This window comes from Isoptericola halotolerans (genome assembly GCF_003003075.1).
GTDB lineage: Bacteria > Actinomycetota > Actinomycetes > Actinomycetales > Cellulomonadaceae > Isoptericola > Isoptericola halotolerans_A.
Genome location: NZ_PVTX01000001.1, coordinates 246,628 through 273,334 on the forward strand (window position 1 = coordinate 246,628; position 26,707 = coordinate 273,334).

Sequence of the window (26,707 nt, forward strand, 5' to 3'; positions counted from 1 at the left end):
GTCCATCGAGGGGCACGACAACCCGTCACGAAGGAGTGACCACCATGGCCGACGTCAGTCGCCGAACCGTCCTGACCAGCGCCCTGACCGCAGGCGCCGCCACCGCGCTCGGGTCACAGGCCGCCCAGGCCTCGCCGGTGGCGGCGCAGGCCGCCGCCACGCCAGACCTCACGGGTCACGACCCCGTCGACGTGCGGTGGCTGGAGGGCACGCCCGCGGCGCTCGCCGCCGGGACCACGTGGGGCGTGCCCTGGCCGCGGGGTGCGCTCGGGACCAACCAGCGGTTCGCCCTGACGGCCACCACCGGCGAGGACGTCCCGCTCCAGACGTGGCCGACCGCCTGGTGGCCCGACGGCTCGGTGAAGTGGACGGCGCACGCGGTGAGCGGCGACGCCCCACGGGCCGCGTCGTACCGGCTCGGGCCCGGCCGACCCGCACGGCCGGAGGTGGCCGTCGTCGTCTCCGAGCGGCACGACCGGGTCGTCGTCGACACGGGGACCATCGAGGTCGTCTTCGCGCGTCACGGCCAACGCGTCGTGCGCACGATCACCCGGGACGGCGAGGTGATCGCCCGTCACGGGCGGCTCGTCGCCTCGCGGCAGGACGCCGCCGACACGGACGACCCGCGCAGCGTGCGGTACGAAGACTTCGACGGCACGGTCGAGGACGTCACGGTCGAGCAGGCCGGCCCGGTCCGGGCCGTGATCAAGGTGGAGGGCAAGCACCGCCGCGGGGCGCGCGAGTGGCTGCCCTTCGTGCTGCGGTTCGCGTTGTTCGCCGGCTCGGACGGCATCCGGCTGGTCCACACCTTCTTCTACGACGGTGACGAGGAGCGCGACTTCGTCCGCAGCCTGGGGGTGCGGTTCACCGTCCCGATGCGCGGGGAGCTCTACGACCGGCACGTCCGCCTCGCCGGCACGGACGGCGGCGTCCTCGCCGAGGCGGTCCGAGGGATCACCGGGCTGCGGCGCGACCCCGGGGAGGCGGTGCGGGCCGCGCAGGTCGACGGTCGGGCCCTGCCGGACCCCAGCACGTGGGACACCCGCGTCACGGACCGGCTGCACTGGATCCCCGCCTGGGGCGACTACAGCCTCTCCCAGCTCACGGCGCACGGTTTCGAGATCCGCAAGCGCACGGGGAACGGGCATTCGTGGGTCCGGTCCGACGCCGGGACCCGCTCGGCGGGCCTGGCCTACGTCGGCACGCCCTCGGGCGGGCTCGCCTTCGGCATGCGCAACTTCTGGCAGCTGCACCCCACCGAGCTCGAGATCTCCGGGGCCGCGGGCGACGAGGCGGAGGCCACGGTCTGGATGTGGTCCCCCCGCGCCGACGCCATGGACGTGCGGTTCTACCACGACGGCATGGGGCAGGACACGTACGAGGAGCAGCTCGACGCGCTCAACATCACCTACGAGGACTACGAGCCCGGCTTCGGCACGCCGTACGGCGTCGCCCGCACGACCGAGCTGATGTTCTGGGCGCTGCCCGCGACGCCCACGCCGGCCCGGTTCGCCGAGCTCGCCGAGGCCAGCGCGACGCCACCGCTGCTGGCGAGCAGCCCGCAGCACAACCACTCCACGGGGGTGTTCGGCTCCTGGACGCCGGTCGACCGCTCGAACGCCGCGAAGGCCGAGCTGGAGGACCGGCTCGACGCGATCCACCGGTACCACCTCGAGCAGGTGGACCAGCGCTCCTGGTACGGGTTCTGGGACTACGGGGACGTCATGCACTCCTACGACGGCGACCGGCACCAGTGGCGGTACGACGTCGGCGGGTACGCGTGGGACAACTCGGAGCTGTCGACGGACATGTGGCTCTGGTACCACTACCTGCGCACCGGCGACGCCGCGGCGTTCCGGTTCGCCGAGGCCATGACCCGGCACACGGGGGAGGTGGACGTCTACCACCTCGGGGTCTGGAAGGGCTTGGGCACCCGGCACAACGTCCAGCACTGGGGCGACAGCGCCAAGCAGGTTCGGATCAGCAACGCCAACTACCGGAGGTTCTACTACTACCTCACCGGCGACGAGCGCTGCGGGGACCTGCTGCGCGAGCTGGTCGACTCCGACCGGACGTACCTGGAGCTCAACGCGACGCGCAAGATCGACGGTTCGACCGGCGAGTACGACCCGGACCCACGGGCCCTGCCGCTGGGCACCACGACGGACTGGGGCGCCATCGCCGGCGCGTGGCTCACGGAGTGGGAGCGTCGCGGCGACCCGGAGGCGAAGCGGCGGCTGCTACGCAGTGCGCGGTCGATCGCCGCGCTGCCCAACGGCTGGGTCCAGGCCGGCACCACGTACAACCTGCACGACGCCGTCTTCAGCTCGGGCGACGAGAAGGCGGTCGCCGTCGGCAGCCTCAGCTCCGTCTTCGGCCTGATCGAGGTCATGACCGAGCTCCTCGACCTGGTCGACGAGCCCGAGGTCGAGGCAAAGTGGGTGGAGTTCTGCCGCCTGTACAACGCCTCCCGGGAGGAGCAGGCGGAGGTCACGGGGGAGCACTGGGGCAGCCTCAACCTCCGCCAGTCGTACTCCCGGGCGACTGCCTACGCCGCGGTGAAGCTTGAGGACGACGCCCTGGCGGACCGCGCGTGGCAGGAGCTGCGCACCGGTCACGCCGGCTACCCGGACGACCACGACTGGGGAACGCGACGGATCGAGCCGCCCGCCGTGCTGCGCCCTGTCGACGAGGCGGACTTCTCGACCAACGCCAGCGCGCAGTACGGCCTGGCGGCCATGCAGTGCCTCGCGCTGGTCGGAGACCGCCTGTGAGGCGCTTGCGGCGGGACGTCAGGGCCCGAGCGCCCCGACCGGGATGACCGGAACACCGTCGTCGCGGCGATACCCGTACCCCGTCGCCGTGATCACGGCGTCGGGGGCTACGGACGCGGCTTCCCGTGCGGGGCGATCCGTGTCGTGGCGCACTGCCGTCGCGGCTTCCTGGGCGGTCGCTGTCTTGCCGCACGCCTTCGGCCCCTCGATCAAGACGGCCCCGGACGTCTGCAGAGCGATCCTCAACTCATCGTCGACGACACGGCGTCTGTACTCCACCGCTCCTCATCAAGGACTGGACCGACAGGTTGCACCGGTTCTGATCGACAGGTTGCACTGCGCGTCGCGTCTCACAGCGCCGGCGTCCGGGAGCGCCGGCGGGCCCCTCTAGTCTGGTGAGGTGACCTCCACAGCTCCCGCCGGCCAGCGCCCGCGCGGCACCGCGCCCGCGCCCGCCCGGCCCTGGTGGATCATCGCCGCCGGGCCGGGCGCCGTCGTGGCCGCGATCCTCGCGCTGCTCCTCGCGGGCTCCTGGTCCGGGGCCTTCGAGGCGCTCGGGACGTTCTCCGACCCGGGGGCCGTCGCCCGCTGGGGGTCGCCCCTCGCCACCGTCCTGGCCGAGCTCGGCGTGGCCGTGACGCTCGGCAGCCTGTTCGCGGCGGCGTGCCTCGTGCCGCCCGGGCGGGCGCAGGCGCGCCTGCTCGACGTCGCGGGGTGGGCCGCCGCGGTGTGGGCCGTCGCCGCGGTGGTCGAGCTGGTCCTGCAGTACGCCGTGGTCTCGGCTCTGTCGCCCACGGCGGGCAACTTCGGGCAGGGCCTGACGCAGTTCGTGACCGACGTCGAGCTCGGCCGCATCTCCCTCGGCATCATCGCGCTCGCGGCGGTGACCTCAGGGGTCGCGCTCGCCGTGCGGGGTCCGGTGGGTGCGCTCTGCACGGCGCTGCTGCCCGTCGCGGCGCTGACGCTGCAGTCCACCACCGGCCACGCCGCCGGGGCGGCCGACCACTTCCTGGCGATCGGCGCGATGTGGCTGCACCTGATGGGCGCCGCGCTGTGGCTCGGCGGGCTCGCGGCGCTGGCCGTCCTCGTCGTCGGCCGGTTCGACGACGTCACCACCGCCGCCGTCGCGCGGTACTCGCCCGTCGCGGCCTGGTGCCTGGTCGCGGTCGGGGTGTCCGGCGTCGCCAACGCGTGGATCCGGATGGAGGGGTTCGACGACCTCGCGACGAGCTATGGCGTCCTGCTGGTCGTGAAGATCGTCCTGACCGCTGCCCTGGGCGTGCTCGGGTGGGCGCACCGCACCTGGATCGTCGGCCGGCTGGCGCGCGGGGCGTCCGCGGTGCGCCGGCTGTTCTGGCAGCTCCTCGCCGTCGAGCTCCTCGTGATCGGTGCGGTCTCCGGGGTGGCGGTGGCGCTCGGGTCCACCGCGCCGCCGGTGCCGGACGAGGTGCCCACGGACGCCTCGCCCGCCTACCAGCTCACCGGCTACGCGCTGCCCCCGGAGCCGACGGCGACGCGCTGGCTCACCGAGTGGGCCGTGGAGCCGATCCTCGCGTTCGCCTGCGTCGCCGGGATCGTCGTCTACCTGCGCTGGGTGGTCCGGCTGCGGCGCCGCGGCGACCGGTGGCCCCTGGGGCGGACGCTGACGTGGTGCGCGGGGATGCTCGTGCTGATCTGGACCACCAACGGCGCCCCGACCGTCTACGGGCACGTCATCTTCAGCGGCCACATGGTCCAGCACATGACCCTGGCGATGCTGGTGCCGCTGCTGCTCGTGCTCGCCGCCCCGGTCACGCTGCTGCTGCGCGCGGTGCCGGCCCGCAAGGACGGCTCGCGGGGGCCGCGGGAGTGGGTGCTGGCGCTGGTCCACTCCCGGGTGGGCACCTTCCTCGCGCAGCCGGTGGTCGCCGCCGTGCTCTTCGCGGGCGGCATGATCGCGTTCTACTTCACGCCCCTGTTCGAGCTCGCCCTGACGAACCACCTGGGGCACCTGTGGATGATCGTGCACTTCACGATCGTCGGGTACCTCTTTGCCAACGCCCTCGTCGGCATCGACCCGGGTCCGCAGCGTCCCGGCTACCCGATGCGTCTCGTGCTGCTGTTCGCCACGATGGTGTTCCACGCGTTCTTCGGCGTGGTGCTGACCACCGGGACGTCCCTGCTCGTGGCGGACTGGTACGGCAACATGGGCCGCGACTGGGGCCTGAGCGCCATCGCCGACCAGCAGCGCGGCGGCGGCATCGCGTGGGGCATCGGTGAGCTGCCGACGCTCGCGCTGGCGATCATCGTCGCCGTGCAGTGGACCCGGTCGGACGAGCGGGAGGCCCGGCGTCGCGACCGGCAGGCCGAGCGCGACGGCGACGCGGAGCTCACCGCCTACAACGACATGCTGGCGCGGATGGCCGACCAGGACGAGACCGCCGGCCGCTGACGCTCCGACCGGCCGACGCGCCGGCACGTGCCCGACGGGCCGTCAGAACAGCCCGTCGAGGACCCGCGGCGCCAGGCCGAGCGCCGTCGTCGTCGCCAGGCCGTCCGCGACCGTCACCGTCCGCACGCCCGGCATGGGCTCGGTGAGGACGAACGGGTCGTCCGCGCCGGGCCCCGGGGCACGGACGATCTCCGTGACCGACCAGCGGCTGCGGACCGTCGGCCGGCCGGTGCCGAGCAGCGCCGCCGTCTCGCGCAGCAGCAGCTCGTCGACGTCCTCCGAGCGGCCCGTCGCGTCCGCGGGCGCCCGCCCGTCGCCGACGACGACGGAGCCGTCCTGCTGCGCCGTGAGCGTCAGGTGGATCTCGGCCGCGAGCAGCTCGGGGTGCCGGGTGCGCAGGCGCTCGCGGACCTCGCCGAGCGCGCGGCTGTGCAGGTAGGCGCCGTCGCGCACGAGCGTGCTCGCGCCGACCAGCACGGGACCGGTGGCGAGCCGCTCGGCCGGTGGGCCGCCGTCGGGCAGCGGGGGCGCGATCCGCAGCATCTGGCGACGCACGGGCAGGAGGCGGTCGCCGACCTCGCCGAAGAGCTGCCCGACGTCGTGCCCGACCGCGACCACGACGCGCTTGGCGACGACCTCCCCGCGCGAGGTCCGCACGAGGGTGCAGCCGCTGCCGGCGTCGAAGGTCTGGGCAGCGGTCGACCAGGCGACGTGCGCCTGGGGGCGCCCGCCGAGCCAGTCCGCGACGATGCCGAGCGCCGCCGCGGGCTCGACCCGCAGGTCGAGGGGCAGGAACACGCCTCCGACGGCGTCGGCCACGGGCGTGCGGTCCGCGACCTCGCGGCCCGTCAGGAGCGTGGCGTCCCCGGCGCGCGCGGCGACGAGGTCGTCCAGGACGGCGAGCTCGTCCGGGTGCCCGGCGGCGACGACGGCGCCGCACTCCCGGACGCCGAAGCCCGCCTCGCGGCCGAGCTTCAGCCAGCGTTCCCGGGAGGCCAGGGCGCAGGCGAGCGCGGTGGTGTCCTGGGTCGTGATGGCGAGGTGACCACCGCGCCGAGCGGCGCTGCCGACCGGTCGCCGGGCGGCGTCGACGACGAGCACCGACAGCCCGCGCGCGTGCGCCTCGACGGCGTGCGCGAGCCCGACCGCACCCGCTCCGACGACCGCGAGGTCGACCTTCGCAGGGAGCGGGGGCTGCGCGCTGTCGTGGTTCACGTCCAGAATCTGCCTGAGCACATGGCCGGCGTTCAAGGCGGGGATGGCCTGTGGACAAGGTGTTCGGCCAGTGTTCACCTGCGGTTCGGTCCGGCGTTCCCGCAGGGTCGCGCCGGCCCTCCGCCGGCCCTCCGCGAGGCCCTCCGCGGGGCCCTCCGCGGGGCCGTCCGTGGGCCCGTCCGCCGGGCGGTCCCGGGCAGTTGTGGTAGACCCGTCTGCGTGACCCAGGACACCTCGGCGGACGCCGCTCCGCACCCCCAGACCCCGTTCCACGACCTCGACTCCTACCTCGCGCTCGGGCGCGTCGGAGGGCTGGTGCTCAGCCCCGACGGCACCCGGCTCGTCACCGCGGTGCAGAGCCTCGACCCGGGGCGCACCGGCTTCGTCTCGGCGCTGTGGGAGGTCGACCCGGCCGGCGAGCGCCCGGCCCGGCGCCTCACCCGCAGCGCCAAGGGCGAGTCCTCCGCAGCGTTCACGGCCGCCGGTGACCTGCTGTTCACCTCGGCCCGCCCGGACCCGGACGGCACGCCGGACGACGACGCCCGCGCCGCGCTGTGGAGCCTGCCCGCCGGGGGCGGCGAGGCACGCGTGGTGGCGACCGCTCCCGGTGGCCTCGGCGGCATCTGCACGGCGCGGGACGCCGACGTCGTGTCGGTGACGGCGCCGGTGCTGCCATCGGCGGCGGACCTCGCCGAGGACGCCGGTCTGCGCAAGACCCGCAAGGACCTCAAGGTGGACGCCGTCTGGCACACGGGCTACCCGGTGCGGCACTGGGACCACGACCTGGGCCCGGACGCGGACCGCCGGTTCGCGCTGTCGCTCGGCCGGCTCGCCGAGGGGGAGCAGGCCGAGCTGCGCCAGCTGACCGGGGCCGGCCGCCAGCTCGACGAGGCGGGAGCCGCGCTGTCGCCCGACGGTGCGACGCTCGTGACCTCCTGGACGGTGGACGACGCCGGTGCCGCCCGGCGCGAGACGCTGGTCGCCGTCGACACGGCCACGGGGGAGCGGCGCACCCTGGTCGACGACCCCGACGCCGAGGTCGGCTCGCCCGTGGTCTCGCCGGACGGGCGCTGGGTGGCCTACGTGACCTCGACGATCACCTCGCCGACCGAGTCGCCGGTGGTGCGGGCGGGTCTGGTGGCGCTGGACGGCAGCGGTGAGCCCCAGGTCCTGGCCGACGACTGGGACCGCTGGCCCACGTCGCTGGCGTGGCTCCCCGACTCCTCGGGCCTGCTGGTCACGGCGGACGAGGACGGCCGCGGCCCGGTGTTCCTGCTGACCTTCGACGGCGCCCCCGGTGCGGGGTCGGTGACGGTCGAGCGGGTCACGGCGGACGCCGCGACGTTCACCGACGTCCAGGTGGCACCGGACGGCTCGGCGTCCTACGCGCTGCGCACCTCGTACGCGGCACCGTCGGAGCCCGTCCGGGTCGACCTGGCGGCGTTCGTGGCGTCCGGCGCACCGGGGGAGCGCGAGCCGGTGGTCGCCGTCGTCCTCCCGTCGCCCGCGCCGGCGCCGGAGCTGCCGGGCACGCTCACCGAGGTGGAGACGACGGCGGAGGACGGCTCGCGCGTGCGGGCCTGGCTCGCGCTGCCGGCCGGTGCCTCGGCCGCGGATCCGGCGCCGCTGCTGCTGTGGATCCACGGCGGGCCGCTGAACTCGTGGAACGCCTGGTCGTGGCGCTGGAACCCGTGGATCATGGTCGCCCGCGGGTACGCGGTGCTGCTGCCGGACCCGGCGCTGTCCACCGGGTACGGGCAGGAGTTCGTGCAGCGCGGCTGGGGCGCGTGGGGCGACAAGCCGTACACCGACCTGCTGGCGATCACCGACGCCGCCGAGGCGCTCGACGAGATCGACGCCTCGCGGACCGCGGCGATGGGCGGCTCGTTCGGCGGGTACATGGCGAACTGGGTGGCGGGGCACACGGATCGGTTCCGCGCGATCGTCACCCACGCCTCGCTGTGGGCGCTCGACCAGTTCGGCCCGACGACGGACCACGCCTACTACTGGGCGCGCGAGATGACGCCGGAGATGGCCGAGGCGCACAGCCCGCACCGGTACGTCGGTGACATCCGCACGCCGGTGCTGGTGGTCCACGGCGACAAGGACTACCGGGTGCCGATCGGCGAGGGGCTGCGGCTGTGGCGCGAGCTCCTGGCCGACTCCGGGCTGCCCGCCGCCGACGACGGGACCACGGTGCACCGGTTCCTGTACTTCCCGACCGAGAACCACTGGGTGCTCACGCCGCAGCACGCGAAGGTCTGGTACTCCGGCGTGCTGGCGTTCCTGGCCGAGCACGTGCTCGACGTGCCGGAGGGCGAGGGCGACAGGGTCCTGCCGACCACGCTCGGCTGAGGCCCCACGCCGAGGCGCCCCGCCGGGATGCCGAACGTCGAGGTTCGGACCGCTATAGGGAGTCATAGCGGTCCGAACCTCGACACTCGGCGAACAGAGTGGGTGCTCATCTGGGCGAGCGCCATCGCTCATCTGTTACGTTGGGGTCCCTGGACCCGACGGAGCAAGGACGCGCCATGACCGCACTCAGCGACGAGAACCTGGGCACCCTGCGCAGCGCCGGGGGCGGCGCCGGCGGGCTGGCCCTGCCGGGATACGACCGCTCCGCGCTCCGCGCGGGGATCGTCCATCTGGGGGTCGGCGGCTTCCACCGGGCGCACCAGGCGATGTACCTCGACCGGCTCATGGCCCGGGGCGAGGCGCTCGACTGGGCCATCTGCGGCGTCGGGGTGCTGCCGCACGACGCGCGCATGCGCGACGCGCTCCGCTCCCAGGACGGCCTGTACACCCTGGTGCTCAAGCACCCCGACGGTGCCCTCGAGGGCCGCGTGATCGGGTCGGTCGTGGACTTCCTGCTCGCCCCGGACGACCCGGAGGCGGTTATCGAGAAGATGGCCTCGCCGCAGATCCGCATCGTCTCCCTGACGGTGACCGAGGGCGGCTACAACGTGCACCCGGTGACCGGGGAGTTCGACGAGTCCGACCCGGCCGTGCAGGCCGACCTGGCACCCGATGCCGTGCCCGCGACGTCGTTCGGCCTCGTGACCGAGGCCCTGCGCCGGCGCCGGGACCGGGGGATCGCCCCCTTCACCGTGATGAGCTGCGACAACATCCAGGGCAACGGCGAGGTCGCGCACAAGATGTTCGGTGCCTTCGCGCGGCTCAAGGACCCGCAGCTCGGTGCGTGGATCGAGGAGCACGTGCCGTTCCCCAACTCGATGGTCGATCGGATCACGCCGGTTACCACCGACGACGACCGCGCCATGGTCGCCGAGCAGTTCGGGGTCGACGACGCCTGGCCCGTGGTCGCCGAACCGTTCTGCCAGTGGGTGCTCGAGGACCGCTTCGCCGACGGGCGTCCGCCGCTCGAGGACGTCGGCGTCCAGGTGGTCGACGACGTCGAGCCCTACGAGCTGATGAAGCTGCGGCTGCTCAACGCGAGCCACCAGGCGCTGTGCTACCTCGGCTACCTGACCGGGTACCGGTACGCCCACGAGGTGTGCGCCGACGAGACGTTCGTGCGGTTCCTGCTCGACTACATGGAGCGCGAGGCCACCCCCACGCTGCAGCCGGTCCCCGGCATCGACCTCGACGACTACCGGCGCACGCTCGTCGAGCGGTTCGCGAACCCCGCGGTGCGGGACACGCTGGCCCGGTTGTGCGCCGAGTCCTCGGACCGGATCCCGAAGTGGTTGCTGCCGGTGGTGCGGGAGAACCTGGCCGACGGCGGGGAGATCCACCGCGCGGCCGCCGTCGTCGCTGCGTGGGCCCGCTACGACGAGGGCGTCGACGAGCAGGGCGAGCCGATCGAGATCGTGGACCGGCTCGCCGACCGGCTCCGCGCGGCGGCCGCCCGGCAGAGCGAGGACCCGCTGGCGTTCCTGCGCGACCGCGAGCTGTTCGGCGACCTCGTGGACGACCAGCGCTTCACGGCCGCCTACCTCGCGGCGCTGGAGTCGCTGCACCGGGACGGCGCCCGGGCGACGGTGGAGGTGCTGGCAGGCTGACGAGGGCCGCCTGCCGGGCAGCCTCGTACGGATAGGGCGTCTCCCGGCTCTCCTGCCGGAACCGGCGGTGGAAGTCGCCCACCACCGCGGCGACCGGCGCGTCGCGCGCGAGGATGGCCGCGACCGCCGTCGGAGCTCCCTCCGGGACGACACCATGGGGCGCAGGAGCGCACGAACGCGCGGCGTTCCTCCGGCGCGAACCCGTACAGGGCGACGGCCAGCCAGTTCACGAGGTACGTCGCGGCGTAGTCCTGGTCGTAGGTCTGGTGCTCATCGAAGAACGTGGCCTCGTCCGGCGCCAGCTCGAAGCGCGACGAGACGGCCAGGCCGTAGTCGGCGACGTAGAGCCGGTGGCCGTCGGTGAGGATGTTCTCGAAGTGGGCGTCGAGGTGCAGCAGCCCGCGGGCGTTCATGAACCCGACGGCGGTCCGCAGCTCGTCGTCCACCCAGGCGCACGCCGCCTCGGCCACCTCGTCGCCGGCGTCCACCCGGGCGCTCAGCCAGTCGTGCAGGGTCTGCGGGATGTGCTCGAGGAACAGCAGCAGGCTCGCGGACGAGTCCCGCAGCTCCTCGATCCGGCGGCGCACCGCTGGTCCGCCGCCCCAGTAGGCGACGGCTCGCTCCACGTCGGCCAGCTCCGCGGGCAGCGGGTGGCCGGCGTCCGGCAGCACCCGCCAGTGGTGCATCAGCGGGAAGCCCTCGTGGTCCCCGGCGATCACCCAGCCCGTGGTCATCGTGTGCACGGCGAGCTCGCGCCAGGCGCCCCACCCCGGCCCGCCGATCGTGCCGATGCCGTAGTGGGAGAAGGTCGGCAGCCCGAACACGTTCGCCGTGGACCGGACGTTCTCCGGCCGCCGCTCGAGGTCGGTCAGCCGCACCCGCTTGACGAACACCGGGGTGCCGTCGACGTCCAGCCGCAGGGTCGTGCCACCGAACCCGGACCCGATCGCCGGAGCGGCGTCCACGAGCTCGCGCAGCCGGTGGTCGCTGTGCAGGGACAGCGCGGTGGCGACGGCGGCGTGGGCAGCGAGGCGAGCGACCCGCGTCCTGTCAGAGGTGGTCAAGGATGCCGGCGGGCGGGTCCGCCAGGAGGTGCTCGAGCTCGACCGCGGCGGCGTCGTCCATGACGAGCACCGTGGCGATCCCGCCCAGGACGGCGCCCCGCAGCCCGGCCGCCGCCTCGGTGCCGTAGCCGATCGCCACCACGTCCGGCGTGCGGACGAGCTGGTCGAGCGTGACGCCCACGACGCGGGCGTCGAGCGGCGTGACCACCGCGCGCCCCCGGGTGTCGAAGAGCCGGCCGGAGCACTCGCCGACGGCGCCGGCCTCGGTGGCGGCGCGCCGCTCGGCCTCGGTGACCTGCGGGTAGACGGTGGAGCCCGTGGCGTTCCAGCTGCCGATCGACACGACGGCGAGGTCGAGGGCGTCGGCCCGGTCGAGCGCGGCGGCGATCTCCGGCTGCTGCCGCATGCCGCGCGCCGTCGCGGGGTCGCCGACGAGGAGAGGGGACCAGACGGGCCAGGTGCGCACGCCGGCCATGGTGGTGAAGCGCTGGATGAGCTCGAGCGAGTTCCCGCTGCCGTGCACGGGCAGCGCGCCGACGAGCTGGACGACGTCGCAGGGCGGCAGGGTGCCGAGGGTGCGGACCGCCGCCTCGATGGTCCGGGACCACGAGACGCCGACGGTCGCACCGGAGCTGACCCGGGCCGCCATGACTCGCGCGAGCTCGCGGGCGAGCGCCTCACGCGTCGTGTCCCGGTCGTCGGCGCCCGGGACGATGACGACCTCCTGGGCGCCGAGCCGCTCCGCGAGGCGCCGGGCCCGTCCCGCGTCGAGGTGGGCCGGTGCGGCGATCTCGATACGCACGATGCCGGCGTCGCGGGCCTCGGTGAGCAGCCGGGCCACCTGGAACCGCGAGATGCCGCGGTTCTTCGCGATCTCGACCTTCGACAGCCCGTCGAGGTAGTAGTCCGTGCTCACCTCCACGAGGAGGCGCGTGTGCTCGGCGTCGGTCACTGGTCCTCGTCTCCCCGGCGACGCTGGTCTCCGGCAACGCTGCGCGAAAGTTTGAGCGGATGGCCTTGCTCACGTGAGCATATCGAACTATGGTCGGTTCAGATGAGCAGCACTGCTGCTCTCATCTGAGCGGACGACTCGACGTGAGGACAACGATGTTCCAACCATCCGGCGCACGGCGCCGACCGGATCGACGCAGGGCACCACGGCTCCTCGCCGGTGCGGCAGCCCTCACTCTCGGTCTCGCGGGGTGCGCCGGTGCCGGTGCCGTCGGCGGCGACGGGGAGCAGATCGTCGTCGCGATCGTCTCCAACCCGCAGATGCAGGACGCCATCTCGCTGCAGGACCACTTCCGCGCCGAGCACCCCGGCGTCGACGTCCAGTTCGTCAGCCTTCCCGAGAACGAGGCGCGGGCCAAGATCACCGCCTCCGTCGCGACGGGCGGCGGCGAGTTCGACGTCGTGATGATCTCCAACTACGAGACCCCCATGTGGGCGGAGAACGGCTGGATCGAGAACCTCCAGCCGTACGCCGACGCCACCGAGGGGTACGAGCCCGACGACTTCGTGCCGAGCGTGCGGGAGGCCCTCTCGGTGGACGGCGACCTGTACTCGGTGCCGTTCTACGGGGAGTCGTCGTTCCTGGCCTACCGCCAGGACATCTTCGACGAGCGGGGTCTGGAGATGCCCGAGCGGCCCACCTGGGACGACGTCCGCGACCTCGCCGCCGAGCTCCACGACCCGGCCCAGGACTTCTCCGGGGTCTGCCTGCGCGGGTTGGCCGGCTGGGGCGAGGTCATGGCCCCGATGGGCACCGTGATCAACACCTTCGGCGGCCGCTGGTTCGACGAGGACTGGAACGCGCGGCTCGACAGCCCGGAGGTCCGGGCCGCCGCCGAGACCTACGTCGAGACCGTCCAGCAGTACGGCCAGCCCGGCGCGGCGACCTCCGGGTTCGGTGACTGCCTCACCCGGTTCGCCCAGGGCAACGCCGCCATGTGGTACGACGCGACCTCGATGGTCTCCAGCGTCGAGGACCCGGCGTCGTCCAACGTCGCCGGCGACGTCGGCTACGTCCCGGCGCCGGTCAGCGAGACGGACGCCGCGGGGTGGCTCTACTCCTGGTCGCTGGCGATCCCCTCGACGAGCGAGCACAAGGACGCCGCCTGGGACTTCGTCTCCTGGATGACCGACCAGGACTACATCGAGCTCGTCGGTGAGGAGCTGTCCTGGGAGCGGGTGCCGCCGGGCAGCCGGTTGTCCACGTACGAGATCCCCGAGTACGCCGAGGTCTCCGAGGCCTACGCCGAGGCCACGCTGACGGCGATGGGCGAGGCGACGCAGGAGAACACGATGACCGAGCCGGTGCCGTACCCGGGCATCCAGTTCGTCGGCATCCCCGAGTTCCAGGACCTGGGGACCCGCGTGGGTCAGCAGATGTCGGCCGCGATCGCCGGGCAGAAGACGGTCGCCGAGGCGCTCGAGCAGTCCCAGTCCTACGCCGAGACCGTCGCCGAGACCTACCGGGACGAGGCCGACGCCGCAGCCACCACCGACGGAGGCTCCTGATGACCACGCTCACCTCCCAGGCGGCGAGCGCCCGCCGCGCGCAGGAACAGCGCGCCGCGCGCGCGGAGCACCAGACGAGTCGCGCCGAGCGCTGGCGCCGGCGCGGGCCGCTGCTGCCGGCACTGCTCTTCACGATCGTCGTCACGCAGATCCCGTTCCTCGTGACGATCTGGTACTCGCTGCACTCGCGCAACCTGCTGCGACCCGACTCCGACCTGTTCGTCGGCTTCGCCAACTACGGGGACATCGTCGGTGACTCGACGTTCCGCGGGGCGGCGGTGAACTCGGTCGTCATCACGCTGGGGTGCGTGCTGGTCGCGATGGCCCTGGGCATCGTGCTCGCGCTGCTCCTCGACCGGCCCTTCCGCGGGCGGGGGGTGGCCCGGACGCTGCTCATCACCCCGTTCCTCATCATGCCCGTCGCGAGCTCGGTGCTGTGGTCGATGGCGATGCTCAACCCGACGTACGGCCTGTTCAACTGGACGCTGGGCCTCGTCGGGATCGACCCGGTCGACTGGACGTCGACGTACCCGATCGTCGCGATCCTCATGGCGCTCGTGTGGCAGTGGACGCCGTTCATGATGCTGCTCGTCCTCGCCGGCCTGCAGGCGCAGCCGAAGGACGTCATCGAGGCGGCGTCGGTCGACGGCGCAGGCCCGTGGCGCACGTTCACGTGGATCACGATGCCGCACCTGCGCCGCTACGTGGAGCTGGGCGTGCTGCTCGGGATCATCTACGTGGTCAACACGTTCGACCAGATCTACCTCATGACGGCGGGCGGGCCCGGCACGGCGAGCGCCAACCTGCCCTTCTACATCTACCAGCGCGCGTTCCTCGGCTTCGACGTGGGTCAGGCCGCCGCGATGGGCGTGGTCGTCGTGATCGCCACGATCTTCGTCGCGATGGCCGCGCTGCGTCTCATCTTCCGCAGCTTCGACGTCAAGGAGCGCTCATGACCACCACCGCACCGGCCCCGACGTCCTCGCGGCCCGCCGCGCCCGGCGGTGCACGGCGGCGACGCCCCCGGACCGCGGGCACGCTCCTGACGGCCCTCACGTGGATCCTCGCCCTCGGGTTCTTCTTCCCCGTCGCCTGGATGGCGATGACGGCCTTCAAGCAGGAGAGTCAGGCGTCCTCCAACCCGCCCACGTTCTTCTTCGAGCCCACGCTCGACCAGTTCCGTGCCGTCGTCGGCGAGTCGGGCACCTACGTGGCGAACTCCCTCATCGCGACCGGCTTCTCCACGCTGCTCGTGCTGCTGCTCGGGATCCCGGCCGCCTACGCCCTGTCGATCCGGCCGGTGGAGAAGGTCGGCGACGTGCTGTTCTTCTTCATCTCGACGAAGATGCTGCCGGTCGTGGCCGTCATCGTCCCGATCTACGTCATCGCGGGCCAGCTGAAGGTCCTGGACAACATCTGGACCCTGGTCGTGCTCTACACGGCGATGAACCTGCCGATCGCCGTGTGGATGATGCGCTCGTTCCTCCAGGAGGTGCCCGCCGAGGTGCTCGAGGCGGCGTCGGTCGACGGGGCCGGGCTGCTGCGGACCATGCGCTCCGTCCTGCTGCCGATGGTCGCGCCGGGGATCGCCGCGACGGCGCTCATCTGCGTGATCTTCGCGTGGAACGAGTTCTTCTTCGCTCTCAACCTCACGGCGTCGCAGGCGGCCACCGTGCCGTTGTTCATCGTGTCCACGATGACGAGCGAGGGCCTGTTCCTGGCCCGGCTCTGCGCGGCCGCGCTGCTCGCGTCCCTGCCGGTGATCCTGGCCGGGTGGATCGCCCAGAAGCAGCTCGTGCGCGGCCTGTCGATGGGCGCCATCAAGTAGCGGGCGGATCCTCCCGCGGAGCGAGGAGCAGGTCCACGAGGGCCTCGAGGCGGCGGGTCGGCGGTGCGGGCTCACCCGCGCCGGCGGCCGGCCGTTCGAGCAGGTCCGCCCGCCCGGCGGCGTCCTCGGCGGACATGAGCAGGTCGACGGCGGTGGGCATGTCGACGACGAACCGGAGCCCGAGGCCCTCGAGGATGCGGTCGAGCACGGCGCCGACCTCGGCCCGGATGCGCCGGTGCTCGGTGAGGTACAGCTCGGCGACGGCGGCGTCGCGCAGGGCGAGGAGCTCGAACTCGGCGGCCACGAGGCACCACTGCCGGCGTGCGCTGCCGTCGGGGCGCACGGCCGCCATGACGGTCCCCAGTGCCGCACGGAAGCCCTCCGGGGTGCCGAGGCTGCCGGCGTCGATGGTCTCGACGGCCTGCTCGAGCGCGCCGAGCTGGCGCGTCGCGTCGCGCTGCATGAGCGCGAGGAACAGCTCCTCCTTCGACGCGAAGTTGGAGTAGAACGCGCCACGCGTGAACCCGGCCGCCTCGCAGACCGCCTCGATGGACGTCGCCTGCATCCCGACCTCGGCGAACACGTCGAGCGCCGCGTCGAGCAGACGCTCCCGGGTGCGCGTACGGCGCGGGGAACGCACGCTGGTGACGTGCTCCGTGGTCCTCACAGGGTGGCCTCCTCGGTCGGGCGGTTGACCCACTCTAGTCAATGCAGGGCTGTATCGGATACATTCCTGTATCGGATACAGTGCTGTATCGGCCCGCTCGAACCAGCGGGGCCCTGACCCTCCGTCGCACCCGGGAGCCTCTGTGTCCTCCGTCCTCTACCAGCTCGGTCGTTGGGCCGTGGGCGCCCGTCGCCTCGTCGTCATCGGCTGGCTCGGCATCCTCGTGATCACCGGTGCGGCCGGGGGCCTGGTCTTCCAGGGCTTCGACAACTCGATCACGATCCCGGGCACCGAGTCGCAGGAGGCGCTCGACCAGCTCTCGGCGACGTTCCCAGAGGTGAGCGGCACCTCGGCCCAGGTGGTCGTCGTCGCTCCCGACGGCGGCACCATCGAGGACGACGACGTCCGCGGCCCCGTCGAGGACGCCGCCGACCGCATCGGTGACCTCGACGAGGTCGCCGCCGTCGCGACCCCCTACGACGAGCAGGCCCCGTCCCCGGTCAGCGACGACGAGGCCGCGACCATCGTGACGGTCCAGCTCGACGGCGACGCGTTCGCCATCAGCGACGCGACGAAGGACGAGCTCGGCGAGATCACCGACGATCTCGCCGCCGCGCTGCCGGACGGTGCGCAGGCGTCCCTGGGCGGGCAGCTCTACGCGAACGAGCTGCCGCACCTGAGCATCATCGAGGTCATCGGCGTCGTCGTCGCCCTGATCGTGCTGCTGTTCACGCTCGGGTCGCTGGTGGCCGCCGGCCTGCCCCTGGTCAACGCGCTGCTCGGCGTCGGCGTGTCGATGCTGCTGCTCCTGGCGGCCACGGTGTTCGGGCCGATCAACTCCACGACGCCGATGCTCGGGCTCATGCTCGGTCTCGCCGTCGGCATCGACTACGCCCTGTTCATCGTCTCCCGGCACCAGGAACAGCTCCGGGACGGGATCGACGTGCGTGAGTCCGTCGCCCGGGCGACGGCGACGGCCGGGTCCGCGGTGATCTTCGCCGGCCTGACGGTGATGATCGCCCTGGTCGGCCTGGGCGTCGCGGGCATCCCCTTCCTCAGCGTCATGGGCATCGCCGCGGCGGCCGCCGTCGGCGTGGCCGTCCTGGTCTCCCTGACCCTGCTGCCTGCGCTGCTCGCCATCGCCGGCGACCGGCTCCGTCCCCGCGCGACGAAGCGCCGCACCTCCCGCCGTGCGTCGCGCCGGGCGGACCGCGGTGCGGACGCTGCGCCCGACGGCGCCGCCCACCACAACCGGTTCTTCGCCGGCTGGGTGCGGGGCGTCACCAAGGTGCCGATCGCGACGATCGCGATCGTCGTGGTCGCGCTGGGCGCCCTCACCCTGCCCGCGGCGAACCTCCGTCTCGCGCTGCCCGACGCCGGGTACCTGCCCGAGGACAACTCGGCACGGCAGACGTACGACCTGGTCAGCGAGTACTTCGGCCCCGGCTTCAACGGGCCCCTCATCGTGACGGGGTCGATCATCACCAGCACGGACCCGGTCGGGCTCATGGACGACCTCGCCGCGGAGATCGAGGACCTGCCGGGGGTCGCGAGCGTCCCGCTGTCCACGCCGAACCAGACGGCGGACACCGGCATCATCCAGGTGGTGCCCGAGGGCGCGCCGGACTCGGAGGAGACGAAGGCCCTCGTCGAGGAGATCCGCGGCCTGCACGACCAGTTCCTCGACGAGTACGGCGTCGACCTGGCCGTCACCGGCGCGACCGCCGTGGGCATCGACGTCTCGGACAAGCTCGGTGACGCCCTGGTGCCGTTCGGGCTCGTGGTGGTGGGGCTCTCGCTGCTGCTGCTGACCATGGTGTTCCGGTCCGTCTGGGTCCCCGTCAAGGCGACCCTCGGCTACCTGCTCAGCGTCGGGGCGGCGTTCGGCGCCGTCACGCTCGTCTTCGAGGAGGGCCTGTTCGCCGAGGCGCTGAACGTCACCAAGCTGGGTCCGGTGATCAGCTTCATGCCGATCATCCTCATGGGCGTGCTGTTCGGCCTCGCGATGGACTACGAGGTCTTCCTGGTCTCGCGCATCCGGGAGGACTACGTGCACAACGGCGGCCGCGCACGTCAGGCGATCCTCACCGGCTTCCAGGGGTCGGCGAAGGTCGTCACGGCGGCGGCGATCATCATGTTCGGGGTCTTCGTGGCGTTCGTGCCCGAGGGCGACATGACGCTCAAACCCATCGCGCTCGGGCTCGCCGTCGGCGTCGCCGTCGACGCGTTCGTCGTGCGGATGGTCCTCGTCCCGGCGGTCCTCGCGCTGCTCGGCGACAAGGCCTGGTGGATGCCGCGCTGGTTGGACCGCGCGCTGCCGACGTTCGACGTCGAGGGCGAGGGGCTGGCGAAGGAGCTGCGGCTCGCGTCCTGGCCCGGCGCGCGCCCGGACGGCGGGGTCGACGCCGTCGTCGTGCGCGACCTCGAGGTGAGCGGCCCCCGCGGTCCCGGCCTGGGCGAGCCGCCGCTCGTCGGCCCGGTCAGCGTCCGGGTGCCCGACGGCGGCACGCTCGCCGTGCACGGCGACGCCGCGGCCCCGGTCAACGCGTTCCTCCTGGCCGTCGCCGGACGGATCCGCCCGGACGCCGGCGTCGCGAAGGTCACCGGTCTGGTCCTGCCCGAACGGGCGTCGTCGGTGCGCTCGCGCGTCGCCGTGGTCGACGCCGTGGCGGAGGACGGCGATCCGGCCGCTGCCGTGACGGCCGCGGTGCGCCAGGGCGCCACCGTCGTGGTGGTCGACCGCACCGACGTCGTCGCCGACCGACCGGCGCGCGAAGCGCTCGCCACGACGCTGTCCCGCGCGCACGCCGCCGGGGTGACGCTCCTGGTGGGCGCCACCGGGGTCGTCGCGACCGACCTGCTGCCGGGGCCGACGCCGGTCCTCGACGTCGGCGTCGGCTGGGGCGCTCCGGCGACCCTGCAGGGCGGGGAGGAACCACCACCCGTGCCCCGGCACGAACCCCGGCACGCACCGGGGCACGAGGCCGAGGACGGCGCCGGGCCGGACGGCCAGGGCGAGCCCGAGGCCGCCGAGACGGACGACACCACCGAGGAGGTGCGGGCATGAACCGCGTCAAGCAGAACCCCTGGGCGATCGTGCTGGTCGCGCTCCTGCCCGTCCTGGTGCTCGGCATCCTGCTGGCCGCCCTGTGGAACCCGATGGACCGGCTCGACACGGTGCCGGCCGCCATCGTCAACAACGACGAGCCCGTCGAGGTGGACGGCCAGACGGCGCCGCTCGGGCGCCAGCTCGCGGCCGGTCTGGTCGAGGGCGGCACCGACGACGCGGAAGGGTCCGACGTCAACTACGACTGGACGGTCACCGACGCCGAGCACGCCACCGAGGGGCTCGCCGACGGCACGTACGCGGCCGTGGTGACGATCCCGGAGGAGTTCTCCGCTGCGGCGACGTCGTTCGGCGGGGACGACGCCGCCGACGCGCGGCAGGCCACCATCGACATCAGCACGCCGCCGGGCGGTCGGGTGGTCGACGACGCGCTGGCCAGGATCGTGGCCACGACCGCGACCACGGTGATGGGGTCCACGCTCACCGAGACCTATGTGGACAACGTCCTCATCGGGTTCGACCAGCTCTCCGACGGCATCGGCCAGGCCGCGGACGGCGCCGACCAGCTCGCCTCGGGCGCCGGGGACGCGGCGGACGGTGCGGACGAGCTCTCCGACGGGGCCGGGCAGCTCTCCGACGGTGCCGCGCAGCTCGCGGACGGGGCGACCGACGCCTCCTCGGGTGCCTCGCAGCTCGCCGGTGGTGCCGGCGAGCTGGCCGGTGGTGCGGACCAGGCGGCGGCGGGCGCGTCCGAGCTCGCGGGCGGCGCCGGGCAGGTGGTCGCCGGCGCGACCGGGCTCTCGCAGGGGGCGTCCCAGCTGGCGGACGGCGCCGGGCAGGTGGCTGCCGGCGCGAAGGGGATCACGGGCGGGATCACCGAGAGTGCCCGCGGCGCCGACGACCTCGCCGACGGTGGCTACGCGTTGGCGGACGGTGCGGACCAGGTCGCCGACGGTGTGGGACGGCTCGCCGACCAGGTCGGCGCCGTGAACGACGACCTTCCCGGCACGGAGGAGATCGAGGCAGGGCTGGGCGAGGTCGAGGCAAGGCTCGAGGGCAGCAGCGCCACCGTGGAGACGGCGCTCGACGAGGCGTCGACCGCGCTCGGGTGCGACGGCGCCGAGGTGCCGGACCCGGCCGCCTGCGAGCGGGTCGCCGACGCGCAGGCTGCGCTCGCGGGCGCGTCCGAGGACTTCGTCGACGAGTTCAACGCGGCGTCGACGGCGATCGTGGACGCTCGCGGCCAGCTCACCGGGCTGGCTGAGGGCACCTCGCAGCTCGCGCAGGGCGCCGAGGAGGTCGCCGTGGGCACGCGGGGTATCGCGGACGGCAACGCCGAGCTGGCCGACGGGCTGGACGAGCTGGCCGACGGCAACCGCCAGGTGGCGGCGGGTGCCTCCGGCGTCGCCGACGGCGCCGACGAGCTCGCCACCGGCGCCGGGCAGCTCGCCACCGGAGCCTCCGGGATCTCGAGCGGTGCCTCGGGACTGGCCGACGGCGTCGGGCAGCTCGCCACCGGAGCCTCCGGGATCTCGAGCGGTGCCTCCGGCCTGGCCGACGGCGTCGGGCAGCTCGGGTCCGGGGCGTCCGAGCTCGCGACGGGTACCGACGGCCTCGCCGACGGCGCCTCCGGCCTGGCCGACGGCGTGGACCAGGTCGCCGGGGGCGCCGACGACCTCGCTGACGGCCTCCAGCAGACGGCCGACGGCATCCCCACCTACAGCGACAGCGACCGGGAGAATCTGGCGTCGGTCGTGGCCGACCCGGTCGCGGCACCGGGTGTCGACGACCTCACGACCGGGGCGACCGGACCGCTGTTCGCCGTCGTCGCGCTGTGGCTCGGAGCGCTGGGGCTGATGACGGTCCTCCCGCCCGTCGCGGCCCGCGCCCTCGGGTCGACGCGGTCCGCGCTGCGGCTCACGCTGGGCACGCTGGCCGTGCCCGCGGCCGTCGGTGCCGGGACGGGTGCCGCCGTCGGCGCCGTGCTCGCCGGGGTGGAGGGGCTCTCGCCGGTCGGGTGGGTCGGCACCATCCTGCTCGGGGCGCTGGTCTCGGTCAGCTTCGTGGCCGTCCACCTGGGGTTCCTCGCGTGGCTGGGGAACGTCGGCCGGGGGATCAGCCTGCTGATCGCGGTGCTGATGATCGGCACCGGCGTCGTGGCGACCGTGCCGGCCGTGCTCGTCTCGGTGGCCGACGCGCTGCCGACCGGGGCGGCGCGCGACGCGCTCGCTGCCGCGGTGGTGCCGGAGGTCGGCGGCCTCGGCGGGGCGGTGACCGCGGTGGTGCTGTGGGGTCTGGTGGGCCTCGGGCTCGGCGTCGGGGCGGCGGCCCGGGCGCGCCGCACCCGCGTCGCCACCCTGCTGCGGGCCTGACTCAGCAGTGCGCCCGCGGGAGCTCGGCGACGAGCCCCCGCGGGCCGGCGTCGCGGAGACCGGTCCGGGTGGCGTCCTGCCACCGCGCGACGAGCGCGGCGTCGGCCTGCCAGCGTGCCGAACGGTCGAGGTGGCCCACCTGCCGGTAGGCGAGCAGCGCCGCCAGGTCGTGGCTCAGCGCCCAGTGGACCGCGGAGTGGACGTCGTCGGGCGTCGGATGTGTCATCACCTGGTGAGAGGGTGAACCTTCGACTTCATGACGTGGGTTGCGTCACATTTCTTCGAAGCGCTTCCGCGTCAGTGCTCCCGGCGTGCCGGACGCGCGCCGTGCGGCACGGTCCGCCAGACTCCCACCATGGACCTGACGCACGCTCGCGAGACCAAGGCGCAGCTGACCGCCTACGCCCGTGACCTGGCCGAACGCTACGGAGCGGTCGCGAGTCCGCAGCTGGCCGACCGCACCCCGGCCGACGCCGTCCGCGCCCCCACGCTGGCCATCGGGATCGCCCCGTCGACGGCGGCGGGCGGCTACGAGATCGCGATCCGCTACCGCCTGGGCGTGCCGGCGGCGCGCGCCGTCGTCCGCAAGGTCGTGGCGGAGGCCGGCTCCGCGGTGGACGTGCGCCGTACGGGGCGCATCCGGCGCCTGGGGCCCGGACGGCGGGGCAGCGTCCGGGCCGACGTGCTCGAGCGCCAGCCGCCGGTCGCCACGGCGCTCGCCGAGGGCGAGACGGACCGCGTCCGGCCGCTGCGCCCCGGGGTGTCGATCGCGCACGTCGACGTCACGGCGGGGACGCTCGGCGGGTTCGTCGTGGCCGACCCCGCCCGCTCCGGCCCCGGCGTCCCGGAGCTGCCGGGCGGCGCCGACGCGCTGTACGCGCTGTCCAACCGGCACGTGCTGGACGGAGTCCCCGGGGACGGTGTGCTGCAGCCCGGCCCCGCGGACGGCGGCACGGACCCCGCGGACCGGGTGGGCACGATCGCCGCCGTCGTGCCGCTCGCTCGCGGTGAGCGGGCGTCGGTCGACGCGGCCCTCGCGCTGCTGGACGACCCGCAGGTGGACCTCGACTACCCGGTGGGCCGCGTGACGACGACGGCGGAGGCCGTCCCGGGCGACGAGGTCGAGAAGATCGGGCGCACCACGGGCCACACCCACGGGCGGGTGTCCGCGATCGAGATGGACGACGTGCTGGTCGGCTACGGCCCGGAGCTGGGCGTGCTCGCGTTCGACGGCCAGATCGAGGTCGAGTCCACGGGACCCGGGCCGTTCTCGCGCGGCGGCGACTCGGGCTCGCTGGTGTACCGGGCGGACGGCGTCGCCCTCGGCCTGCTCTTCGCCGGCTCCGAGACCGGCGGCCCGGACGGCGCGGGGCTCACCTACGTCAACCCCGTCGACGCGGTGCTCGGCGCGCTGGGGGTCCGGCTGCGCTGATCGTGCGGGGCACCCTCGGGTCACGCCCACCGGGGGACCGGTGAGCGGGCCTCTCCCAGCGGGACGAACACGCTGTACCGGTCACCCCGGTAGGAGAACCGTGAGTGGATGAGCGGCACGTCAGCGGCGTACGTGCGCCGCTCGATCCGCATCACGGCGTGCGCGGTGGTCATGGCCAGCAGGCGCCGCTCGGAGTCCGTCGCGTCGGCCGCGCTGATCGTCTCCTCGCCACCGGTGGGCACGTGGCCCCGGTCGCGCAGCGCCTGGTCGAGGGACTCGGGCACTCCGTCGTCCAGGAGATCGGGCGCCAGGTGAGCCGGGATCCAGGCGTCCTCGACCGCCCAGGGCTCCGCGTCCGCCGTGCGGACCCGCAGCACCCGGTGGGCGGGCTCGCCGACGGTGAGGGCGAGCAGCTCGGCGACCGCCGCGGGGCACGGCGTGGTGTGCGCCCGCAGCACCTGGGAGGCCGGGGTCATGCCGCGGCGGCGCACCTCCTCGCCGAACGTCGTCAGCCGCATCTCGAAGTCGGCCCGCGGGGGAGCGACGAACGTGCCGCGGCCCTGCGCACGCTCGAGGACGCCCTCGATGACGAGGGCGTCGATCGCCTGGCGCACCGTGGTGCGGGAGACGCCGAGCTGCCGGGTCAGCGCCCGCTCGGAGGGAACGGCGTCGCCCACGGTCAGCTCGCGTGCCACCAGGTCCGCCAGGTGGGCGCGGACGGCGACGTACTTCTGCGTCACCCGCGGCTCACCGGTCACCCAGCTCGAGCAGCGGGTCCCCGGCCGAGACCTCGGTGCCGGGCAGGGCGGTCAGCCGGACGTCCTCGACCGGCGCCTCCAGCAGGACCACCGGGCACACCGCGGACAGGCCGCCGGCCCGGACCGCGGCCGGGTCCCACTCCACGAGCAGGTCGCCGGCGCGGACGAGGTCGCCCTCGCCGACGTGCAGCGTGAACCCCTCGCCGCCGAGCCGGACGGTGTCGATCCCGAGGTGGACGAGCACCGCCTGACCGCCGGCCGCCTGGACGACGCAGGCGTGCGGGTGCAGCTTCACCAGGCGACCGTCCAGCGGTGCGAGGACCCGGTGGCCGGACGCGCCGGGCTCGACGGCGGTCCCGGGGCCGACCATCCCCTCGGCGAACACGGGGTCGGGCACGTCGGCGACGGGGACGACCGTCCCGGCGACGGGGGAGCGGACGAGCAGGGTCATGGTTCTCCTGGCGTGAGGGCCTGCGGCGTGCCGGATATTGACACAGGGTGCCGCATCGACCACTGTGCGAGCCAACGGTCCTGCTTGCGTGTCGAACGATGCCGTCCAGGGCGTACGGAGGTCAATGTCGATGAGCACGACTCTCACCGGTGCGCCGGTCAGCCCCGGACGCGCCGCGGGCCCCGCCGTCACGATGCCCGACCCGGTGCCGGAGCCCCGGACGACCCGGCTCGCGAGCGCCGACGTCGAGGCGGCCGTCCAGCACCTCACGGCGGCGGCCGCCGCGGTGCGCGACGACCTCACCGAGCGCGCCGGTCAGGTCACCGGGACGGCCGCGGACCTGCTGTCGGTGACGGCCGCGATCGCGGCCGACCCGTCGCTGGCGGCCGATGCGGAGCGGCTCGTCCGGGCCGACCACCTCACCCCGGAGCGGGCGGTCTGGGACGCGGCCCGGGCGCTGGTCAAGCAGCTCGAGAAGCTCGGTCCGCCGCTGTCCGAGCGTGCCCGGGACGTCCGGGACGTCCGCGACCGGATCGTCGCCGAGCTCATCGGTGTGCGGCCACCGGGCGTCCCGCGGCCCGACCACCCGTTCGTGCTGGTGGCCGACGACCTCGCGCCGGCGGACACCGCGACGCTCGACCCCGCCGTCGTCCTCGGCGTCGTCACCGCCGGCGGGGGGCCGACGTCGCACACCGCCATCCTGGCCCGCGCGCTCGGCATCCCCGCCGTGGTCGCGGTCAGGGGAGCGGAGCGGATCCGCGACGGCGAGACGGTGCTCCTGGACGGGGGTGCCGGCGTCGTCGTCCTCGACCCGGCTCCGGAGACGGTGGCGGCCGCGCAGCAGCGCGAGACCACGCGGCGGGCCTTCGACGGTCGCGGGCGCACCGCCGACGGCACCCGCGTGGAGCTGCTCGCCAACGTCGCCGACCCCGCCGGGGCGCAGGCGGCGATCGAGGCCGCGGCCGAGGGCGTCGGCCTGTTCCGCACTGAGTTCTGCTTCCTGGGGCGCAGCTCGGAGCCGTCGGTCGAGGAGCAGGTCGCCGCCTACCGGCGCGTCCTCGCCGCGTTCCCCGGGCGCAAGGTCGTGGTGCGCACGCTCGACGCGGGCGCCGACAAGCCGCTGCCGTTCGTCACGTCCGACGGCGAACCCAACCCCGCGCTCGGCGTGCGGGGCCTGCGCACGGCGGCGCCCCACCCCGGGGTGCTGGACCGCCAGCTCCAGGCCGTCGCCACGGCCGCCGAGGCGGAGAACGCCGAGGTCTGGGTGATGGCGCCGATGGTCGCCACGGCGGCCGAGGCCGCGGAGTTCGTGACGGCCTGCACCCGGCACGGCCTGCACACCGCGGGCGTGATGATCGAGGTGCCCGCCGCGGCGCTACGGTCGGCGGACATCTTCGCCCGGGCCGCGTTCGGGAGCCTCGGCACCAACGACCTCATCCAGTACACGATGGCCGCGGACCGCATGCTGGGCGAGCTGGCTGCGCTCTCGACGCCGTGGCAGCCCGCGGTGCTGGAGCTCGTCCGGCTGTCGTGCGAGGGGGCCGCCGTCCACGACCGGCCCGTCGGGGTGTGCGGCGAGGCCGCCGCGGACGCCACGCTGGCCCCGGTGCTCGTCGGCCTCGGAGTGCGCTCGTTGTCGATGACCCCGCGCGCGCTCGCGGACGTGGCGGCGGTGCTCGCCCACGTGACCCTGGACGAGTGCCACGAGCTGGCCCGCGTCGCGCTGGCCGAGCACGACCCCGTCGCGGCCCGCAACGCGGTGCGGGACGCGATCCGGCCGGTGCTCACCGACCTGGGTCTGTGAGGAACTCCTCGAGGGCGTCGAGCGCGTCCCGGGCGCGGTCCAGGTCGGCCTCGGCCGCGTCGTCGGGCACGTCGACCTGCAGCGTGACGTCGGTGCCGGCGTCGGCCCCGAGCGTCATGATCGCGAGGATGCTCGCGGCGTCGACGGGAGGGTTCCCGTCCCGGGAGATGCGCACGGGGACGGGCTGGGCGGCGGCGAGCCGGGCGAACTGCGCGGCGGGGCGGGCGTGCAGTCCCTCGGGGATCGCGACCACGGCGTGGCGTTCCATGTCGACATCATGGCGGATGCTTCCGGCGCGCGCC

Annotated in this window: 20 protein-coding genes; 11 read left to right on the forward strand and 9 right to left on the reverse strand. The window is 74.0% G+C overall.

Annotation, left to right across the window (positions count from 1 at the left end; translation table 11 throughout):
• The first annotated feature begins 44 nt into the window (after positions 1–44).
• On the forward strand, positions 45–2,774 hold the full coding sequence (locus BCL65_RS01195; protein ID WP_106264422.1) for an exo-rhamnogalacturonan lyase family protein: 2,730 nt from the start codon (positions 45–47) through the stop codon (positions 2,772–2,774).
• A gap of 18 nt (positions 2,775–2,792) precedes the next feature.
• On the opposite strand, the gene BCL65_RS01200 is transcribed toward BCL65_RS01195, so the two are convergent.
• Positions 2,793–3,053, reverse strand: coding sequence for a hypothetical protein (locus BCL65_RS01200; protein WP_106264424.1), 261 nt, complete (start codon positions 3,051–3,053; stop codon positions 2,793–2,795).
• 121 nt (positions 3,054–3,174) lie between these two features.
• Here BCL65_RS01200 and BCL65_RS01205 point away from each other — a divergent pair, with 121 nt between their 5' ends.
• On the forward strand, positions 3,175–5,205 hold the full coding sequence (locus tag BCL65_RS01205) for a cytochrome c oxidase assembly protein (protein WP_106264426.1): 2,031 nt from the start codon (positions 3,175–3,177) through the stop codon (positions 5,203–5,205).
• A 42-nt stretch (positions 5,206–5,247) separates the two neighbouring features.
• On the opposite strand, the gene BCL65_RS01210 is transcribed toward BCL65_RS01205, so the two are convergent.
• The gene (locus tag BCL65_RS01210; protein ID WP_106264428.1) at positions 5,248–6,420 is read right to left on the reverse strand and encodes an FAD-dependent oxidoreductase; all 1,173 of its coding nucleotides are present in this window, start codon (positions 6,418–6,420) and stop codon (positions 5,248–5,250) included.
• A 219-nt stretch (positions 6,421–6,639) separates the two neighbouring features.
• Between BCL65_RS01210 and BCL65_RS01215 the strand changes: the two genes are divergently transcribed.
• Positions 6,640–8,775, forward strand: coding sequence for a S9 family peptidase (locus BCL65_RS01215; RefSeq protein WP_106264430.1), 2,136 nt, complete (start codon positions 6,640–6,642; stop codon positions 8,773–8,775).
• A 176-nt stretch (positions 8,776–8,951) separates the two neighbouring features.
• Positions 8,952–10,442: a mannitol dehydrogenase family protein gene (locus tag BCL65_RS01220; RefSeq protein ID WP_106264432.1), complete on the forward strand. Its 1,491-nt coding sequence runs from the start codon at positions 8,952–8,954 to the stop codon at positions 10,440–10,442.
• Here the strand turns inward: BCL65_RS01220 and BCL65_RS01225 are convergent.
• Together BCL65_RS01225 and BCL65_RS01230 are read right to left on the reverse strand one after the other, a co-directional pair.
• A complete protein-coding gene (locus BCL65_RS01225) occupies positions 10,373–11,506 on the reverse strand; it encodes a protein kinase family protein (protein ID WP_207767664.1) in 1,134 nt (377 codons plus the stop codon). The two genes, BCL65_RS01220 and BCL65_RS01225, sit on opposite strands and share 70 nt — an antisense overlap.
• A complete protein-coding gene (locus BCL65_RS01230; RefSeq protein ID WP_106264433.1) occupies positions 11,493–12,458 on the reverse strand; it encodes a sugar-binding transcriptional regulator in 966 nt (321 codons plus the stop codon). The genes BCL65_RS01225 and BCL65_RS01230 overlap by 14 nt, the downstream gene beginning before the upstream one ends.
• A gap of 155 nt (positions 12,459–12,613) precedes the next feature.
• Between BCL65_RS01230 and BCL65_RS01235 the strand changes: the two genes are divergently transcribed.
• From BCL65_RS01235 to BCL65_RS01245, 3 genes are read left to right on the forward strand one after another with little or no spacing between them, the layout of a single operon-like run.
• The gene (locus BCL65_RS01235) at positions 12,614–14,026 is read left to right on the forward strand and encodes an ABC transporter substrate-binding protein (protein WP_106264435.1); all 1,413 of its coding nucleotides are present in this window, start codon (positions 12,614–12,616) and stop codon (positions 14,024–14,026) included.
• Positions 14,026–14,982 (forward strand): carbohydrate ABC transporter permease, encoded by a 957-nt coding sequence (locus BCL65_RS01240; protein WP_106264437.1) that lies wholly within the window; start codon positions 14,026–14,028, stop codon positions 14,980–14,982. Before BCL65_RS01235 ends, BCL65_RS01240 begins: the two co-directional genes overlap by 1 nt.
• Positions 14,979–15,854, forward strand: a complete 876-nt coding sequence (locus BCL65_RS01245) for a carbohydrate ABC transporter permease (protein WP_106264439.1) — start codon at positions 14,979–14,981, stop codon at positions 15,852–15,854. Before BCL65_RS01240 ends, BCL65_RS01245 begins: the two co-directional genes overlap by 4 nt.
• Here the strand turns inward: BCL65_RS01245 and BCL65_RS18090 are convergent.
• A complete protein-coding gene (locus BCL65_RS18090; protein ID WP_207767665.1) occupies positions 15,847–16,521 on the reverse strand; it encodes a TetR/AcrR family transcriptional regulator in 675 nt (224 codons plus the stop codon). The two genes, BCL65_RS01245 and BCL65_RS18090, sit on opposite strands and share 8 nt — an antisense overlap.
• Before the next feature lie 142 nt (positions 16,522–16,663).
• Between BCL65_RS18090 and BCL65_RS01255 the strand changes: the two genes are divergently transcribed.
• Positions 16,664–19,588: an MMPL family transporter gene (locus tag BCL65_RS01255; protein ID WP_106264440.1), complete on the forward strand. Its 2,925-nt coding sequence runs from the start codon at positions 16,664–16,666 to the stop codon at positions 19,586–19,588.
• A complete protein-coding gene (locus BCL65_RS01260) occupies positions 19,585–21,960 on the forward strand; it encodes a YhgE/Pip domain-containing protein (protein ID WP_106264442.1) in 2,376 nt (791 codons plus the stop codon). Before BCL65_RS01255 ends, BCL65_RS01260 begins: the two co-directional genes overlap by 4 nt.
• Before the next feature lies 1 nt (position 21,961).
• Here BCL65_RS01260 and BCL65_RS01265 read toward each other — a convergent pair whose 3' ends face one another.
• Positions 21,962–22,186 carry a hypothetical protein gene (locus tag BCL65_RS01265; protein ID WP_106264444.1) on the reverse strand — a complete coding sequence of 75 codons (225 nt, stop codon included), beginning with the start codon at positions 22,184–22,186 and terminating at the stop codon, positions 21,962–21,964.
• A 129-nt stretch (positions 22,187–22,315) separates the two neighbouring features.
• Between BCL65_RS01265 and BCL65_RS01270 the strand changes: the two genes are divergently transcribed.
• Entirely contained in the window at positions 22,316–23,392 is a 1,077-nt protein-coding gene (locus tag BCL65_RS01270; RefSeq protein ID WP_181340691.1) for a hypothetical protein, read from the forward strand.
• A 20-nt stretch (positions 23,393–23,412) separates the two neighbouring features.
• On the opposite strand, the gene BCL65_RS01275 is transcribed toward BCL65_RS01270, so the two are convergent.
• Together BCL65_RS01275 and BCL65_RS01280 are read right to left on the reverse strand one after the other, a co-directional pair.
• Positions 23,413–24,132, reverse strand: coding sequence for a GntR family transcriptional regulator (locus BCL65_RS01275; protein WP_165799928.1), 720 nt, complete (start codon positions 24,130–24,132; stop codon positions 23,413–23,415).
• Positions 24,133–24,139: 7 nt separating this feature from the next.
• The gene (locus BCL65_RS01280) at positions 24,140–24,601 is read right to left on the reverse strand and encodes a PTS sugar transporter subunit IIA (protein ID WP_106264448.1); all 462 of its coding nucleotides are present in this window, start codon (positions 24,599–24,601) and stop codon (positions 24,140–24,142) included.
• 130 nt (positions 24,602–24,731) lie between these two features.
• Between BCL65_RS01280 and ptsP the strand changes: the two genes are divergently transcribed.
• Positions 24,732–26,405: a phosphoenolpyruvate--protein phosphotransferase gene (ptsP, locus tag BCL65_RS01285; protein WP_106265135.1), complete on the forward strand. Its 1,674-nt coding sequence runs from the start codon at positions 24,732–24,734 to the stop codon at positions 26,403–26,405.
• Here the strand turns inward: ptsP and BCL65_RS01290 are convergent.
• Positions 26,386–26,673, reverse strand: coding sequence for an HPr family phosphocarrier protein (locus BCL65_RS01290; protein WP_106264450.1), 288 nt, complete (start codon positions 26,671–26,673; stop codon positions 26,386–26,388). The genes ptsP and BCL65_RS01290 overlap by 20 nt on opposite strands.
• Positions 26,674–26,707 lie beyond the last annotated feature (34 nt).